General features: G+C 72.9%; 15 protein-coding genes. 6 read left to right on the top strand and 9 right to left on the bottom strand.

Annotated features, from left to right (window positions below; all coding sequences use genetic code 11):
- Positions 1-75: 75 nt before the first annotated feature.
- Positions 76-750, top strand: coding sequence for a TetR/AcrR family transcriptional regulator (locus BKA00_RS26840; protein WP_230298761.1), 675 nt, complete (start codon positions 76-78; stop codon positions 748-750).
- Here the strand turns inward: BKA00_RS26840 and BKA00_RS26835 are convergent.
- The 3 genes from BKA00_RS26835 to BKA00_RS26825 are packed head-to-tail and all read right to left on the bottom strand — an operon-like array spanning position 737 to position 3,548.
- The gene (locus BKA00_RS26835) at positions 737-2,089 is read right to left on the bottom strand and encodes an alpha/beta hydrolase (protein WP_185029402.1); all 1,353 of its coding nucleotides are present in this window, start codon (positions 2,087-2,089) and stop codon (positions 737-739) included. The two genes, BKA00_RS26840 and BKA00_RS26835, sit on opposite strands and share 14 nt — an antisense overlap.
- Before the next feature lie 23 nt (positions 2,090-2,112).
- Entirely contained in the window at positions 2,113-2,670 is a 558-nt protein-coding gene (locus BKA00_RS26830; protein WP_185029400.1) for a carboxymuconolactone decarboxylase family protein, read from the bottom strand.
- Positions 2,667-3,548, bottom strand: coding sequence for an SDR family NAD(P)-dependent oxidoreductase (locus BKA00_RS26825; RefSeq protein ID WP_185029398.1), 882 nt, complete (start codon positions 3,546-3,548; stop codon positions 2,667-2,669). The genes BKA00_RS26830 and BKA00_RS26825 overlap by 4 nt, the downstream gene beginning before the upstream one ends.
- A gap of 163 nt (positions 3,549-3,711) precedes the next feature.
- Here BKA00_RS26825 and BKA00_RS26820 point away from each other — a divergent pair, with 163 nt between their 5' ends.
- Entirely contained in the window at positions 3,712-5,142 is a 1,431-nt protein-coding gene (locus BKA00_RS26820) for a sigma-70 family RNA polymerase sigma factor (protein WP_185029396.1), read from the top strand.
- Between the two features lie 12 nt (positions 5,143-5,154).
- Here the strand turns inward: BKA00_RS26820 and BKA00_RS26815 are convergent, their stop codons facing one another.
- Positions 5,155-6,420 carry a PucR family transcriptional regulator gene (locus tag BKA00_RS26815; RefSeq protein ID WP_185029394.1) on the bottom strand — a complete coding sequence of 422 codons (1,266 nt, stop codon included), beginning with the start codon at positions 6,418-6,420 and terminating at the stop codon, positions 5,155-5,157.
- A 119-nt stretch (positions 6,421-6,539) separates the two neighbouring features.
- Here BKA00_RS26815 and nth point away from each other — a divergent pair, with 119 nt between their 5' ends.
- From nth to BKA00_RS26800, 3 genes are all read left to right on the top strand, one after another.
- Positions 6,540-7,280, top strand: a complete 741-nt coding sequence (gene nth, locus BKA00_RS26810) for an endonuclease III (protein WP_185029392.1) — start codon at positions 6,540-6,542, stop codon at positions 7,278-7,280.
- 56 nt (positions 7,281-7,336) lie between these two features.
- A complete protein-coding gene (locus BKA00_RS26805) occupies positions 7,337-8,023 on the top strand; it encodes an NUDIX hydrolase (RefSeq protein WP_185029390.1) in 687 nt (228 codons plus the stop codon).
- A 216-nt stretch (positions 8,024-8,239) separates the two neighbouring features.
- A complete protein-coding gene (locus BKA00_RS26800) occupies positions 8,240-9,436 on the top strand; it encodes a MarP family serine protease (protein WP_185029388.1) in 1,197 nt (398 codons plus the stop codon).
- Between the two features lie 5 nt (positions 9,437-9,441).
- Here the strand turns inward: BKA00_RS26800 and BKA00_RS40060 are convergent, their stop codons facing one another.
- From BKA00_RS40060 to acs, 5 genes are all read right to left on the bottom strand, one after another.
- Positions 9,442-9,903: a DUF309 domain-containing protein gene (locus BKA00_RS40060; protein ID WP_185029379.1), complete on the bottom strand. Its 462-nt coding sequence runs from the start codon at positions 9,901-9,903 to the stop codon at positions 9,442-9,444.
- A gap of 19 nt (positions 9,904-9,922) precedes the next feature.
- Positions 9,923-10,846 carry an alpha/beta fold hydrolase gene (locus BKA00_RS26790; RefSeq protein ID WP_185029377.1) on the bottom strand — a complete coding sequence of 308 codons (924 nt, stop codon included), beginning with the start codon at positions 10,844-10,846 and terminating at the stop codon, positions 9,923-9,925.
- Between the two features lie 8 nt (positions 10,847-10,854).
- On the bottom strand, positions 10,855-11,286 hold the full coding sequence (locus BKA00_RS26785) for a phage holin family protein (protein ID WP_185029375.1): 432 nt from the start codon (positions 11,284-11,286) through the stop codon (positions 10,855-10,857).
- A 12-nt stretch (positions 11,287-11,298) separates the two neighbouring features.
- Positions 11,299-12,462 (bottom strand): Na+/H+ antiporter NhaA, encoded by a 1,164-nt coding sequence (nhaA, locus tag BKA00_RS26780; RefSeq protein WP_230298762.1) that lies wholly within the window; start codon positions 12,460-12,462, stop codon positions 11,299-11,301.
- 298 nt (positions 12,463-12,760) lie between these two features.
- Positions 12,761-14,725 carry an acetate--CoA ligase gene (gene acs, locus BKA00_RS26775; protein WP_185029370.1) on the bottom strand — a complete coding sequence of 655 codons (1,965 nt, stop codon included), beginning with the start codon at positions 14,723-14,725 and terminating at the stop codon, positions 12,761-12,763.
- Positions 14,726-14,975: 250 nt separating this feature from the next.
- Here acs and BKA00_RS26770 point away from each other — a divergent pair, with 250 nt between their 5' ends.
- Complete coding sequence (locus BKA00_RS26770; protein WP_185029367.1) at positions 14,976-15,767, top strand: Fic family protein; 792 nt, start codon at positions 14,976-14,978, stop codon at positions 15,765-15,767.
- The last annotated feature ends 30 nt before the right edge of the window (positions 15,768-15,797 follow it).

Here is a 15,797-nt window from a genome sequence, read left to right as displayed (position 1 = left end):
ATGCCGTCACACCGGTCTCATCGCCCGTTACGGGATGGCCCGGGCAGGGTAGCGCCTGTGCCCTAACCTGAGCGGATGCAGACGTCCGAGTCCGGAGGCACACCGCGCCGCCTCCCGAGGGGGCGCCACGCGCTGTCGCGCTCGGAGGTCGAGCGGGTGCACCGTGACCGCCTGTGCGGCGCCATGGCGCAGGCGATGGCGGAGAAGGGGTTCGTCGGCACGTCCGTGGAGGACGTCCTGAAGCGGGCCAGGGTCTCCCGGCAGAGCTTCTACGCGCTGTTCTCGTCCAAGCTCGACTGCTTCATGGCCGCCTTCGACCAGGCGGGTCTGCTGCTGTACCTCCAGTTGGAGGCGGCGATGCAGGGCGAGGGCGACGCGCCCGGACAGGGGCCGGCGCAGGGCGAGGGCGACGCGGCCGAACGGTTCGAGCGCGTCATGACCGCCTATCTGGAGGCGCTGGCGGCAGAACCCGCGTACGCGCGGCTGTTCCTGGTGGAGGTGTACGCGGCGGGCCCGGAGGCCGTCCGGCGGCGTACGCGCATCCAGCGCGGCCTGGCGGCGAGCCTCGCCGACCTCATGGGCGTGACGGGCGAGGCCGGCCGGTTCGCCTGCGAGGTCGTGGTGGCGGCGGTGAGCTCGATGGTGACTCCGGCCGTGGCGGCGGGCGACATGGAGGCGCTGCGCGCGATCAGGGCCCCGGTCATCGAGCACGTGCGGCTCCTGCTGCGCTCGGGCGTCATGGACGGCTGACGCCGACCAGCGTGACCGCGGCGCCGCGCGCGGGCGGGAGCGTGAGGGTGAGCCGCCCGGACGGCCCTGCGGCGGTGCTGATGAGCATGTGCGTCCTCCCGCGCGTCACGCGGACGACGACGCGGGCGCCGGGGCGGTAGGACGCGGGGGTCGTGACGGTGGCGGTCCCGGAGGCGCGCAGGGCGAACCCCGTCGCGGAGGCGTCGGTGAGCTCGCTGAACTCCTGGGCCTTCGGCCGCTTGAGCGAGACCGTCCAGCCCCACTGCGACCAGACCGGGTCGGCCGACCGGTAGGAGATCTTCGCGGGTGGGCGCGGCGGGGCGGCGAACGTCCGCGTCAACGGGCCGATGTGCCGCCGCAGGTCGCGGGCCCAGTAGGGGAAGATGTGGGTGCCGAGCACGTGGTCGTCGTAGTGGCTGGGGATCTCCAGGGCCTCCAGCCGCCGGTGGAAGCTGACGGTCGAGGCGTGCGTGAGGGCCTCGATGCCCATCGCGACCGGATCGGGGACGGGCGGGTCGAGCGGCCCCGGCACGCCGGTGGCGGTGTGGAGCGCGAGCCGCATCCCGCGCAGGTTGGGCGCGAGGGTCGCCGGATCGTGGCCGCGCCAGTTGACCGCGTTCGCGAGCCTGGAGCCGAAGATCGCGTCGGGGTGGACACCGTCGCCGGAGGCCGCGACGTAGGAGACGACTCCGGTCGCGCCGACGGAGACGACCGGGTCGTAGGCGATGTCGGGCGCGCCCGAGAACGAGGCGGCCGACACGAACAGTTCGGGGTGGCGGGCGGCGTAGCTCATCGCTCCGAAGCCGCCCTGCGACAGGCCCGCGACGGCTCGGCCCTCCCGCCGTGGCACGGTGCGCAGGTTCCGGTCGATCCAGGGGATGAGCTGGGCGACGTGGAAGGTCTCCCACTTGGACGGTCCGAGCCTGGTCCGCGGGTCGGCCCAGTCGGTGTACCAGCCGCCGCCGTTGCCGTCGAAGCCGCCGTCCGGCATGACGGTGATCAGCGGCCGTCCGGCGGTGGTGCGCTCGGCGTCGCCGCGCTCGACCCAGTCGGACGCGCGCCCGGACGTCCCGTGGAACAGGTAGAGGACGGGGAAGCGGGTGCCGGGGCGGCGCTCGTAGCCGGTCGGCAGCAGGACGCGCACGTCCACGGCCCGTCCCAGCGCCGCCGTGCTGACGCGCAGCGCGTACTGGCGGTCGTCGACGCGCCGCACCTTCACGACGTGGATGCCGCCGGAGTCGGTGAAGCGGACCGTCCCTCCGGCGGCGTGGGCCGCGGCGGGCAGTCCCGTGGAGGTCGTGGCGACGGCCAAGGTGATGGCGAGGGCTCGGGTGCGCATGGGGACCTCCTGGGACGTGCCGGTCAGCGCCCTCCGGCGGGGCGGCGGGGCCGGTCGGGCTGGACGCGCAGCGCGGTGATGACGGTCGCGAGCATCTCGTAGTGGGCGGCGAGCATGGTCAGCTCGACGCACTCGGCCTCGGAGAGGTGGGCGCGCAGCCGCGTCCAGGTCTCGTCGTCCAGGTCCTGCTCGGCGTGGAGGCGGTCGGCGGCGGTGAGGATCGCCCGCTCGCGGGGCGTCCACCCGTCGGCGTCCGGGCCCGCCCTGAGGCGCGCCACGTCCGGCTCGCGCACGCCCGCGCGGCGCGCGAGCCGGACGTGGTGGCCGAACTCGTAGCGGCAGTCGCGCAGGTGCGCGACGCGCAGGATGACCAGTTCGGTGTCCCGGCGCGGGAGGGTGCCGCCGGGCATGAGCCGTCCGGCGAACCACAGCCAGCCGCGGAACAGCCCGCGGCGGCGCGCCAGCGTCAGGAACAGGTTCGGCGGCCCGGTCCCGGCGGCCCGGCCCGCGGCGCGGCAGGCGAGCCAGTTGACCACCCCCACCTCGCGGATCCCGCCGGGAGTGGCGCGGGGCGCCGTCACCGCCCGGGGTCGGGCTGCGGCGTCGTCAGCTCCACCCGCTCGCTCCTGGCGATCTCCAGGATGTCGCGCAGCCCGCGCTGGACGAGGTGGTCGGCGACCGGCTGCACGGCCATCCGGACCGGCAGGACGGCGCCCACCCACCAGGGGGCGACGATCCGCCTGGAACGGCGGGCGACCCCCCGCTCCAGCGCGTCGATCCCCACCTTGAGCGGCGCGACGCCGAAGGCCAGGCCGGTCCGGGGCGACGCGTCCATCAGGGCGGACGCGGCCTCGGTGCCGAACCCGCGGCGCGTCATGTCGGTGTCGAGCTCGGCGAAGTACGCGACGCCGGCCTTCGCGCCCCAGGGGCGCAGTTCGGCCCGCAGCGTGTTGCCCAGCGCCTCGACGGCGGCCTTGGACGCGCTGTAGGCGCCCAGCAGGGGCGCGTTGACGGCCGCGGCCAGGGACGACACGGCCAGCGCGTAGCCGCGTTCATGGCTGAGGTGGGGGCCGGCGGCGCGGAGCGTGTTGTAGACGCCCAGGACGTTCACCCGCAGGCTCTGCTCCATGACGGACGGGTCGCCGCCTATGACCGGCATCTGCGCGGCCACGCCCGCGTTGGCGACGACCACGTCCAGGCCGCCCAGCTCCTGGACGGCACGCTCGACGACATCCTCGACCGTGCCGCGGTCGGTCACGTCGCACGTCCACCAGGGCGCCGTCCCGCACCCGGCCGCGACGTCGGAGAGGAGGTCGGGCTCCAGGCCGGCGAGCGCCACGCGCGCGCCGCGCTCGTGCAGCCGGGCGGCGAGCGCCGCGCCGATGCCCCGCGCCGCGCCGGTGATCAGCACGCGCCGTCCGGCGAGGGTCGCCGTCCAGCGGGACGAGTCGAGGATCATGCGGTGACCCTAACACTGGAGAACAGGTATGTCTTTTTAAGATTGCCTACAAATCCCCGTAATCCGGACGCCGGGGAGGTGTCTACTCCTTCGGTGAGCAAGCGACCTTCGAAGGTTGTGGTGAGATGCGTGCCTTGGGTTGGATGGCGTGGTGGTAGCGGGCGTGGGAACGCGGCCGGACGCCGACCTTCTGGCGGCCGCCGCGGAAGGCGACGACGAGGCCTCTGACGAGCTGTTCCGGCGCCACCACACGGCGGTCCTGCGGTACGCGCGCGGACTGGTCCGCGACCAGCACCTCGCCGAGGACCTGACCAGCGAGGCGTTCACCCGCACGTTCGCGGCGATGCGCCAGGGCGGTGGGCCCCGCGACGCCTGCAGGCCCTACCTCTACACCGTCGTGCGGAACACGGCCACCGACTGGGCGCGCGGCGCCCGCCGCACCGTCGTGACCGACGAGGTCGCCGAGTGGGCGTCGGACTCCGAGGACGAGCCGCCGGACGTCGACGAGCTCGACGCGCTCGTCCGCGCCTTCCGGTCGCTGCCCGAACGCTGGCAGACCGTCCTCTGGTACACGGTCGTCGAGGAGGAGCCCGTCGGGCAGGTCGCGGAGCTGCTCGGCATGGAGAAGGGCGCGGTCTCCCAGCTCGCGTTCCGGGCGCGCGAAGGGCTCCGGCAGGCCTTCCTCGTCGCCGGCTCCGGGGGACGTCCGGAGTGCGCGGAGTTCACCGCCCAGCTCGCCGCGAGCGTCCGCCGCCCCGGCCGCCGCCGCAGCCGTGCCCTGCGCCGGCACCTGGAGTCCTGCGAGGAGTGCGGAAGGGCCTCCAGGGAGATGGCCGACCTGAACGGGCGGCTGCGGCGCGCCCTGCCGGTCGGCGCCGTCCTGCTGGGGGCGCCGTCGACGTCGCTCGGCCCGCTCGGACCGCTCGCCCCGGCGGCGTCCCTGCCCGGCTGGACCCTCCCGGCCGCGGTGGCCGGCGGCGTCGCCACCGGCATCGCGATCATCCTGTCCACCACGGTCGGCGGCGGTCCGGGCGAGAGCCCGCACGCCGCCCCGCCTCCCGCGACGCCCACCCCGGCGAGTTCGGCGCCGGCGGACGTCGCCCAGCCCGACTACACCGTCGGCTCCCGCTCCCCCGGAGGCGGCGGCCGGGTCCCGGGGGGCGGCGGCGACGGTGCGGCTTCCGGGGCGCCCTTCCACGTGCGGAACACGACGCTCCAATCGTGCCTGGCACCCAGCGGGACGTCGGTCGTGCAGCGCCCCTGCACCGACCAGGCGACCGGATGGAAGCGCAAGAACACCGGCGGAGGCTTCACGCTGACGAGCAGCTCCACCGGCCGATGCCTGAGCCGCGGGACGCCCGCGGCGGGCGTCCCGTGGGAAGGCGGCAGCGAGTACTCGGTGGTCACGGCCCCCTGCGGAGGCCCGAACCAGGTCTGGAAGCTCGTGCGGTTCGCGCCGTCGGTCTACCGGCTGGCCAACGGCGACGGCTACTACCTGCAGGCGAGCTGGTCGGGTCTGAAACCGGTGACGCTGAAGCCGTCCTCCTTCGCGGGCATGGCGGCCCAGGGCTGGGCCGTCGAAGCCGCCGGCTGACCTCATCGGCGGTCACCCGTAGCTCAGGCGGTCGCGCGCGGCGGCCGGCTCGGCGCCGGATTCGGCGTTGAGGGTGAGCCACGCCCGCAGCGCCATGTGGAGCTCCAGCCGATCCGTCGTCGCGTGCACGGCGTCCCCGAACAGGTCGTCGAGCTGCCGCAGCCGGTACCGGACGGTCTGCGGGTGCAGGTGCAGGTGGCCGGAGACCTCCGTCGCGTTGAACCCGTGCTCCAGGCAGGCCAGCAGCGTCTCGACGAGCCGGTAGCGCTGCGCCGGACGCGCCCTCAGCAGCGGGGCCAGCCGGCGGTCGATCACCTTCTCCACCAGCGCCCGCTCCCGCATCATCACCAGGATCGGCATGTGCCGCTCGGCCGGGATGGGCGTCGCGCCGCGGATCAGTCCCTCGCAGGCGAGGGCCAGGGTCTCGCGCGCCAGCCGCAGGGACGTCCCGACCTCGCCGATCCCGACCGCCGGGCCGATCGCGGCCGTCCAGCCGTGCAACTGCCGCTCCAGCATCCGGGCGCGGCCGGGGCCCTCCGGGTCCGGGACGATCAGGCAGGGCTCCCCCAGGTGCAGGCCCAGCAGGACGTCCGGGGGCAGCGACGGGTGCCGGGCCTCGGCGCCGTCCTCGCGGAGGGTGACGACCGCTAACGTGCGGGGCAGCGCCCAGTCCGCCTCGCGCGCCGCCCCCTTCAGGTCCGCCGGGGACGCGCCGTCCAGCAGCAGGCCGATCAGGCGCCGCCGGTGGTCCTGGAGCGCGCCCGCCGCTCGCGCGGCGGCGTCCGCGTGGCCCTCGGCGACGATCGCCGCCAGCTGGTTCAGGTAGTCGAGCGCCGCGTTGGCGATCGCCGCGATGCTCGCCGGACTCGTCCGGTAGCCCATCCGCTCGGCGTGGTCGGTGAGCCGCTCCACGGCGAGGCCCGTCCCGATCCGCGTCGCCGCCTGCCAGGAGTCCAGCGTCCGCCCCTCGCTGGCCTCGCCGACCCCGATCTGCCGCCAGAACTCCACGACCTCGGCCGACGGGGCGGCGGGGTCGGCCATCAGCTCCAGGAAGTGCCCGATGGCGCACTCCACGCCCAGCTGGACCGCCTTGGCGTAGCGGGGGTCGTGCGGCCGGACGAACTCCGGCAGCCGCCTCTCGATCCGGCGCACCGCCTCCGCCGCGATGCCGGGAACGTGCTCGCGAAGATCACCCACGATCCGGGCGGCGTCCTCGAACGACAGGTCGAGCTCGATCCGGCTCACCGGAAGGCGGACCACCTGGCTGAGGTCGGACATGAGATCTCCTTCGGGAACGTCGTGCCCGGAGAGACGGCCCGCCCCCGCCCCGATTACGCGGATCGGCGCGACTTTCCCGTTCGGCCGGAACGAGACCGCGAGGCTCTAGGCTGGCCGGTATGGCGACGGAGGCGTCCCCGCGGGCGCGGGCTCGGAAGTGGAAGGACGAGACGCGGCTGGGGCTGGTGCGGAGGGCGCGCCGGATCAACCGGATCCTGGCCGAGACGTATCCCGACGCGCACTGCGAGCTGAACTTCGGCACCCCGTTCCAGCTCCTGGTCGCGACCGTGCTGTCAGCCCAGACCACCGACATGCGGGTGAACCTGACCACGCCCGCGCTGTTCGCCAAGTACCCCACACCTGAGGATCTGGCCGCCGCCGACCCTGAGGACGTCGAGGCGATCCTGAAGCCCACCGGGTTCTTCCGTGCCAAGACCAAGTCGGTCATGGGGCTGTCGGCCGCGCTGCGCGACCAGTTCGGCGGCGAAGTCCCCGGCCGCCTCGAAGACCTCGTCAAGCTGCCCGGCGTCGGGCGCAAGACCGCCAACGTCGTCCTGGGCAACGCGTTCGACGTCCCCGGCATCACCGTCGACACCCACTTCGGCCGCCTGGCCCGGCGCTTCGGCTGGACGACCGAAGACGACCCCGTGAAAGTGGAAGAGGAGATCGGCACCCTCATCCCGCGCAAGGACTGGACGATGCTGTCCCACAGGCTGATCTGGCACGGCCGCCGGATCTGCCACGCGCGCCGTCCCGCCTGCGGGGCGTGCCCGCTGGCGCGGCTGTGCCCGTCCTTCGGCGAGGGGCCGGTCGACGAGGAGACGGCGCGCAAGCTCGTCAAGCCCGGACCGTTCTCGTGAGCGGTTCTCCCGACCGTCCAGGGAAGGAACGGAGCCGTTCCGGAGTTGGGACCACCGTGACCGACGCCACCCTCGACTGCCCCGCCTGGCTCGACCGCTTCCGCACGGAGGCGCCGAGGCTGCCCGTGCCGCCCGTCTTCCGCCCTGCCCCCGCCGCCCGCGCCGCCGCCGTCCTGATCCTGTTCGGCGACGGTCCGGCCGGCCCGGACGTCCTGCTCACCGAGCGCGCGGCCACCCTCAACAAGCACGCCGGTCAGCCCGCCTTCCCCGGCGGCCGCATCGACCCCGGCGACGACGGCCCGGTCGCGGCGGCGCTGCGCGAGGCCTGGGAGGAGGCCGGTGTCGAGCCGTCCGGCGTGGACGTGCTGTGCACGCTGCCGGAGCTGTACCTGTCGCACAGCGAGCACCGGGTCACGCCCGTCGCCGGCTGGTGGCGCGAGCCGTCGGAGGTCGCGCCCGGTCACCCCGGGGAGGTCGCGACGGTCGCGCGGGTCCCGATCAGTGAGCTGGTCGACCCGGCGAACCGGCTGATGGTGAGGCACCCGTCCGGCATCAGGGTCGGTCCGGCGTTCCACGTCCGGGACATGCTCGTGTGGGGGTTCACGGCGGCGCTGCTGACCCAGGTGCTGGGCGCGGGCGGCTGGGAACGGCCGTGGGACACCTCCCGCGTCGAGGACCTGCCCGAGGACGTCGTGACCCTCGCCGCGCGCGACCGCGCGGTGGACGCCGCCGCGCGCGACTGAACGGGCGAACCTCGCCGTACCCGGCCGAGGCGTCTCGTCGTTTCCCACGAAATCGCCCGCCCGCGCGCCGAGGGCTCGTGCGCAGGTCAGACGACCGTTCCCGGTGGACACGGCCGCCGTCGCGGTCGCGCGTCACCCCTGGCGGCTATCCGGCGCGCCCCAAACTGGTCCATCGAGGGGACGTGAAGCGGCGGCGCGGCCCTATACGGTGAAGCGGTGCTGCACGACCACATTCTCGACCTGATCCTGCTCGTGCTCGTCGTGCTGTTCGGAGTCTCGGGCTACCGGCAGGGCTTCATCGTGAGCCTGCTGAGCTTCGCCGGCTTCGTCGGCGGCGGCGTCATCGGGGTCCTGATCGCGCCGCCGATCGCCGAGGCCGCGGTGGACGGCGCCGCGCAGCAGGCGCTGCTCGCCATCGTGGTCGCGTTCCTGTCCGCCACCCTCGGGCAGCTCGTCGCCTCGTCCGTCGGCGCCGTCCTGCGCAACCGGGTGACCGGGATGAACGCCCGCACCGCCGACGCGGTCGGCGGCACGTTCGTCAGCGCGCTCTCGCTGCTGATCGTCGCCTGGTTCTTCGGCAGCCTGGTCGCCAACTCCGAGTTCAAGCCCGTCCGGACGCAGGTCAAGGGCTCCTCGATCGTCAACGGCATCAACGACGTGATGCCCTCGCAGGCGCAGACGTGGTTCACCTCGTTCCAGGGGTTCGTCAAGAGCAGCGAGTTCCCGCAGGTCTTCAACGGCCTCGGCGGCGAGTCGGTGGTGCAGGTGCCGCCGCCGGACGAGTCCGTCCTCAGCACCCGGGGCCTGAAGGCCGCCAAGAACAGCATCGTGAAGGTGGTCAGCACGGCGCCGCAGTGCCAGCGCCGCATCGAGGGCACCGGGTTCGTGTTCGCGCCGCAGCACATCATGACCAACGCGCACGTCGTCGCGGGCGCGCGCGGCTCCTCGGTGGTGGCGACGATCAACGGTGACACCAACCGCGGGCGGGTCGTGCTGTACGACCCGAAGCGCGACGTCGCCGTCCTGTACGTGCCGGGGCTGAAGGCGCCGGTGCTGGAGTTCGCCAGGGAGGCCCGCGTCCGCGACAACGCGATCATCGCCGGGTTCCCGAAGAACCAGCCGTTCACGCCCGGCGCGGCCCGGATCCGCGCCCGGCAGACGGCGCGCGGGCCCGACATCTACCACTCCGGCCAGGTCAGCCGCGAGATCTACGCCATCCGCGGCAAGGTCGAGCCGGGCAACTCCGGCGGGCCGCTGCTGTCCACCGACGGCCGCGTGTACGGCGTCATCTTCGCCGCGGCCCTGGACACGCCGTCCACCGGCTACGCGCTCACCGCCGAAGAGGTCACGCCCGACGCGCGCGCGGGGGCGAACGCCACGAAGCCGGTCTCGACGCAGAGCTGCTCTGACTGACCGGGCTACTGCGCCCGAACAGTGGTGAGGCGGAGGGGGACGGCTCCGTCCTGGGGCTCCTTGGCCAAGCCTCGGGCTCGCTGCACGACCCCTTGGACGTCGATGTCGTACGGAGCGGCATCCTGGTACGGGACCAACCGGTCGGCGGCGCGGCTGAGGAGGGCCTCGGCGCCGCGTGCGTTTCCCCTGCGGAGATGGGTTATCCCTACGGCGACCTGTGCGAGGCCCCGCCACAGCTCCCGTTCGGGCTCCGGGGCGGCCTTCCAGACCGCTTCCAGTACCTCGTGGGCATGGAACGGGCGGTCGGCGTCCAGGAGGCGCTGCGCTTCGGCCAGGGCTTCCGCCGGTGGCATGTCGAGCTCGTCCGGCATCGTGGGTATGCCGGTGGCGCCGTGCGGCAGTGGACGTCCGTAGGCGTCCCGAGGGCGTGCGTTGCGTGGGCGTCCCGACTCGTCCCGATCCCGCATGCCTCCACGGTACGCGGGTTCAGCGTTCCGGCCCCGAGTCGGTCAGCCAGTCCAGGAGTTGGGCGTCGAACTCCTGCGGACGCTCCTGGTGGGGGAAATGCCCTGCTTCCTCTATGAGCGTCCAACGGTAGGGGGCCTTCACGTAGCGTCCGGAGCCCTGCGCGCTGGCCGGGAGGGTGCACGTGTCGAGCGCGCCATGTACCTGGAGTGTGGCGGCGTGAACGGGAGTGCGCATGCGATGCGCGTAGCGGATGCCGTCTGGGCGGGCCTGGGAGCGGAAGAGCCAGCGGTGGTATTCGAGCGCGCTATGGGCGACCCCAGGGATCTGCACGGCTTTGCGTACGAGCCGCTCGGTGCGTTCGTCGGGCCAGTTCGGCCCCGACCAGTCGTGCAGGAGCTTTCCGACCAGTTCCGCGTCGTCGCGGACCAGGCGCCGTTCAGGCCATAGCGGCACCTGGAAGCCGAAGGTGTGGCGCGTCGCCCAGCCCTGCCCTCGCGGGTCGCCGGCGACGGCCTGCCGCAGCCGCAGCGGGTGCGGGGCGCCCACCACCGCCAGCCGCTGGACGATCTTCGGGTGGTAGACGGCCATCGTCCAGGCGAGCAGCCCGCCCCAGTCGTGCCCGACGACGGTCGCGTTCGCCTCGCCCAGGGCGCGGACCAGCCCCGCGGCGTCCCCGGCCAGCGTGATCAGGTCGTAGCCGCGCGGCGGCTTGTCGCTGCCGCCGTAGCCGCGCAGGTCGACGGCGGCCGCCCGGTAGCCCGCGGCGGGCAGCGAGACGAGCTGGTGGTGCCACGACCACCAGAACTCGGGGAACCCGTGCAGCAGCAGGACGAGCGGCCCCTCGCCGGCCTCGGCGACGTGGAAGCGCGTCCCGCCGGCGCTGACCTGCCGGTGCGTCCACGGCCCGTCGACCTCGATCAGCGACGCGTCGTGCCCGGACACGGCGGCGGTCAGCCCGTCAGCTCGGGATCGCCGGAGTCGCCGCGGTGGCGCAGCGCGGTGAAGTCGTCCTTCAGCGTCCTGCGGGTCCGCTTCGCCCCTTCGATCTTGCGGATGCGGAAGTACCCGATGGCGAGCAGGGCCAGGGCGAGGAGCAGGTACACCCCGGCCACGATGAGGAACGCCGCCCAGTGCCAGATGCCGGCGGCGACCAGCCCGTAGGCGAACGCGATCGACAGCAGGATGACGATCAGCCCGCCGATCAGCGCCGCGATCGTGAACATCACGCTGCCCAGTGCGGCCTTCTTGGCGTCGGCCTTCAGCTCCAACTTGGCCAGGTCCATCTCGGCCCTGATCAGGTCGGAGACGCTGCTCGACGCCAGGGCGACCAGCTCGCCGAGGGACTTGTCCTCGACGCGCTCGCCCGGTACTGCCTCGGACATATGGCTTTCTCCTTAGGCCGGGCGCGCGCGCAGACGCACCCTTCTCCGGAAGACGACGGCCGCGGCCGCCGAGGCGAGAACGCTCGCGATCAGGACCGCAGTCGTCACTCTCTCGAATTGTGACGGGTCGGTATAGGCCAAACCGCCGATCAGCAGCGAAACGGTGAAACCCACCCCGGCCAGGAGCGCGACCCCCGCGATCTCATGCCAGTGCAGGTCCTCCCCGAGGTTCGCGAGGCCGAGCCGCACGGCCGTCCACGCCCCGCCGAAGACCCCCACGAACTTACCGACCAGGAGGCCGGCGATCACGCCGAGGGCCACCCGGTCGGTGAACACCGCGCCCAGCTGCGCCGCGCCGAGGCCCACTCCGGCCGACACGAAGGCGAAGACCGGCACCGCCACCCCCGCCGAGAACGGCCGCAGCGCGTGGTCGGCGCGCTCGGCGTTCGTCGGCCTTCCGTCCGGTGTCTCCTTCGGGCTGGTGAGCATCCCCAGCGCGACGCCCGCGACGGTCGCGTGGATCCCGCTCCGCTGGAGGCAGTACCAGGCAAGGACGGCGATGGGCACGTACACCCACGGCGAACGGACGCCCCGGTGCTGGAGCAGCCCGTACACCCCGATCAGCGCCGCGCTGAGGAGCAGCGGCGTCCAGTGCAGGGTGCTGGTGTAGAAGAGCGCGATGATGGTGATGGCGATCAGGTCGTCCACCACCGCCAGCGTCAGCAGGAACGCGCGCAGAGGCGCCGGGCACGAGGTGAACGTCACGGCGAGCACCGCCAGCGCGAACGCGATGTCGGTCGCGGTCGGCACGGCCCACCCGCTGGACGCGCCCGGCGCGCCCGCGCTCACCGCGAGGAAGATCAGCGCGGGCACCGCCACCCCGGCCGCCGCGGCGATCACCGGCAGCGCCGCGTCCCTCGGGTTGCGCAGCTCGCCGTGCGTCAGTTCCTCGCGCAGCTCCAGCCCGGCGATGAAGAAGAAGACGGCCAGCAGCCCGCTGGACGCCCAGTGCTGCACGTCCATGTGCCCGAGGTGCAGCCAGTGCGGGCTGATCTCGAACTTCTGGAGGCTCTGGTAGGCGCCGTCCCACGGGGTGTTGGCCCAGACCAGCGCCGCGACCGCTGCGAGCAGCATCACCACGCCGCCGATGGTCTCCGTGCGGAGCGCGCTGGCCACCTGGACGCTGTAACGGACGGTCGGACGGAACGGCCACGTTGCTGCAACGCGGCGTTTCACGGGCGGGCGCGCCATAGAGAGGACCCCTGGGAAAGTGGCGGACGGCTGGACAAGGCCACGGCCCGCACGATGACTGCGGGACGTCCCTGCCGACCAGACTTCCCGGCGCACCTGAGGACATTTTACCTGGCCCGCCCAGTGGGCGGCCCCATGCCCCCCCGCCGGGCGCGCAAACGGCCCGCGCCCGGCGGGGTGCGCCGGGCGCGGGCCGTCGTGGAGCCCGCGTGTTCCGTGCGGGTCAGTCGTCCGACTTGGCGGCGGGCAGCTTCTCGGAGATGAGGTCCATCACCGTGCTGTCCGCGAGCGTCGTGACGTCGCCGATGCTGCGGTTCTCCGCGACGTCCCGCAGCAGCCGCCGCATGATCTTGCCGGAGCGGGTCTTGGGCAGTTCCGGAACGATCATGATCTGGCGGGGCTTGGCGATCGGGCCGAGGGTCTTGGCGACGTGGTCGCGCAGCTCCCGCAGGAAGTCCTCGCCCTCGACGTCGCCGGCGTCGCCGCGCGGGATCACGAACGCCACGATGGCCTGCCCGGTGACCGGGTCCGTCGCGCCCACCACCGCCGACTCGGCGACCTTCGGGTGCGAGACCAGCGCCGACTCCACCTCCGTCGTGGAGATGTTGTGCCCGGACACGAGCATGACGTCGTCCACGCGGCCGAGCAGCCACATGTCGCCGTCGGCGTCCTTCTTCGCGCCGTCACCGGCGAAGTACAGGCCCTCGAAACGCGACCAGTACGTCTTGACGTACCGCTCGTCGTCGCCCCAGATCGTGCGGAGCATGCCCGGCCACGGCTCCCGGACCACCATGAACCCGCCGCCGCCGTCCGGCACCGAGCGGCCCTGGTCGTCCACGACGTCCGCGGCGATGCCGGGCAGCGGGCGCATCGCCGCGCCCGGCTTGCCCTCCGTGACCCCCGGCAGCGGGCTGATCATGATGGCGCCGGTCTCGGTCTGCCACCACGTGTCGACCACCGGGGTCCGGTCGGCGCCGATGTTCCTGCGGTACCAGACGTAGGCCTCCGGGTTGATCGGCTCGCCGACCGACCCGAGCACGCGCAGGGACGACAGGTCGTACTGGGCCGGGATGTCGTCGCCCCACTTCATGAACGTGCGGATCGCCGTGGGCGCGGTGTAGAAGATGGACACCTTGTACTTCTGGATGATGTCCCACCAGCGGCCCTTGTTGGGGGTGTCGGGCGTCCCCTCGTAGATGACGCTGGTCGAGCCGTTGGCGAGCGGCCCGTACACGATGTAGGAGTGGCCCGTCACCCACCCGATGTCGGCCGAGCACCAGTAGACGTCCGTCTCGGGCTTCAGGTCGAACACCGCCCAGTGCGTGTAGGCGCACTGGGTGAGGTAACCCCCGCTGGTGTGCAGGATGCCCTTCGGCTTCCCCGTCGTGCCCGACGTGTACAGGATGTACAGCGGGTGCTCGGAGTCCATGGGCTCGGCAGTGTGCACGTCACTCTGGCGCTCGACGACGTCGTGCCACCAGAGGTCGCGCTCGTTCTCGGCCACCTGCTCGCCGGTGCGGCGCACCACGAGGACGTGCTCGATCGTCGGCGTCTGCGCGACGGCCTCGTCCACGATGCCCTTGAGGTCGGACGGCTTACCGCGCCGGAAACCGCCGTCCGCGGTGATGACGAGCTTGGCCTGCGCGTCGTCGATGCGGGTACGGAGGGCCTCCGCGGAGAAGCCGCCGAACACCACCGAGTGGGTCGCGCCGATGCGGGCGCACGCCAGCATCGAGATCGGCAGCTCGGGGATCATCGGGAGGTAGATGGCGACACGGTCGCCCTTGCGCACGCCCAGTTCGAGCAGGGCGTTGGCGGCCCTGCTCACCTCGCGCTGGAGGTCGGCGTAGGTGAGCGTACGGGAGTCGCCCGGCTCCCCTTCCCAGTGGAACGCCACCTTCTCACCGCGACCGGCCTCCACGTGCCGGTCGACGCAGTTGTAGGCGACGTTCAGCTCCCCGCCCACGAACCACTTCGCGAACGGCGGCTTGCTCCAGTCCAGGACGTCGTCCCAGCGCTTCGTCCAGGCGAGCCGGTCCGCCTGCTCCGCCCAGAAGCCCAAGCGGTCCTCGGCAGCGCGCTCGTAGGCGTCCGCCTTGACGTTGGCCGAGGCGGCGAGGTCCGCCGGCGGGGGGAAGCGGCGCGTCTCCTGCAGAAGGTTCGACAGTGTTTCTTGGCTCTGGCTCAACGCGAACTCCTTGCTAGCTGAAGCGGGGGTCGCCCGGTAATCCCCACTTCACCAGGTAGGTCCCGGTCCCCACAAGGCCGCGATTCCGGGTGCCGGGGGGATGGACGCGATCGGTGCTCACGGCTCTGGATCGTGCTTTGTGAAGCCCGACACAACGGGCCTTCCCAGGTCCGGGCCGGGGGAACCGTTTCCGTTCCACGCCTGGTGGGCCGCTGCGCGAGTGCACCGGACGACGGCATAAAGTCGGGCCGTGACCGATGCTCTAGCTGATGTTGCGAACCTTCCCGGCGTCGTCGACGCCGTCGACGAGGCGCGCAAGGCCGTGGACCGGCTGCTCGGCCACCGCGTCCTGCGGCGGCGCAGCGCCGAGGTGTCCACGGAGTCGGCGCTGCGCGGCGCCCGGGCCTCCGCCGTCCTCGACGGCGCCTCGGTCACCCTGGACGAGCTGCGCACCACCGACCACCCGTCCGACCCCGTCGTGCAGGGCGCGCTGCGCGTGTCGGCGGAGCTCGGCACCTTGACCGAGGTCTGGCGCAAGGCGCCGCGGCAGGCACTGGCGCGTCTGCACGTCCTCGCTGCTGCGGACGCGGTCGACAGCGCCGAGCTCGGACGTCCCCGTTCCGACGACGGTGTCGTGAAGGACGTTCTGGGCCTGGGGGAGCCGCCTTCGCCGGCCGAAGTGGCGGCGCGCCTGGACGCGCTCAGCGGGCTGCTGACCGAACCCACCAAGGCGCCTGCTCTCGTGGTCTCGTCGATCGTGCATGGCGAACTCCTGGCTCTGCGTCCGTTCGGCTGGGGGGACGGGATCGTCGCCCGCGCCGCCCAGCGGCTCACCCTGGTCGCCCGTGGGCTCGACCCCAAATCGCTGGTCGCGCCTGAGGTCGGGCACCTCGAACTCTCCGACGAGTACGCCGAGGCCCTTCGCTCCTACGCTTCCGGTACGTCGGAGGGTGTCGCGCGGTGGATCGTCCACTGCTCCTCGGCCATCGCGGCCGCCGCACGGGACTCGCAGGCCATCTGCGAAGCGTTCATGCGCGGCTGAGACTGTCACTGTCACCCACCGGGGTCATGC

It is taken from the genome of Actinomadura coerulea, from assembly GCF_014208105.1.
In the GTDB taxonomy this organism is placed as follows: domain Bacteria; phylum Actinomycetota; class Actinomycetes; order Streptosporangiales; family Streptosporangiaceae; genus Spirillospora; species Spirillospora coerulea.
This window is presented reverse-complemented; position numbering and strand designations above follow the sequence as displayed.

What these genes read in the sequence shown, in the direction of transcription:
- BKA00_RS26840 (WP_230298761.1), top strand. Translation starts at nt 76, where the DNA reads ATGCAGACGTCCGAGTCCGGAGGCACACCGCGCCGCCTCCCGAGGGGG.
- BKA00_RS26835 (WP_185029402.1), bottom strand. Translation starts at nt 2,089, where the DNA reads ATGCGCACCCGAGCCCTCGCCATCACCTTGGCCGTCGCCACGACCTCC.
- BKA00_RS26825 (WP_185029398.1), bottom strand. Translation starts at nt 3,548, where the DNA reads ATGATCCTCGACTCGTCCCGCTGGACGGCGACCCTCGCCGGACGGCGC.
- BKA00_RS26815 (WP_185029394.1), bottom strand. Translation starts at nt 6,420, where the DNA reads ATGTCCGACCTCAGCCAGGTGGTCCGCCTTCCGGTGAGCCGGATCGAG.
- nth (WP_185029392.1), top strand. Translation starts at nt 6,540, where the DNA reads ATGGCGACGGAGGCGTCCCCGCGGGCGCGGGCTCGGAAGTGGAAGGAC.
- BKA00_RS40060 (WP_185029379.1), bottom strand. Translation starts at nt 9,903, where the DNA reads ATGCGGGATCGGGACGAGTCGGGACGCCCACGCAACGCACGCCCTCGG.
- BKA00_RS26785 (WP_185029375.1), bottom strand. Translation starts at nt 11,286, where the DNA reads ATGTCCGAGGCAGTACCGGGCGAGCGCGTCGAGGACAAGTCCCTCGGC.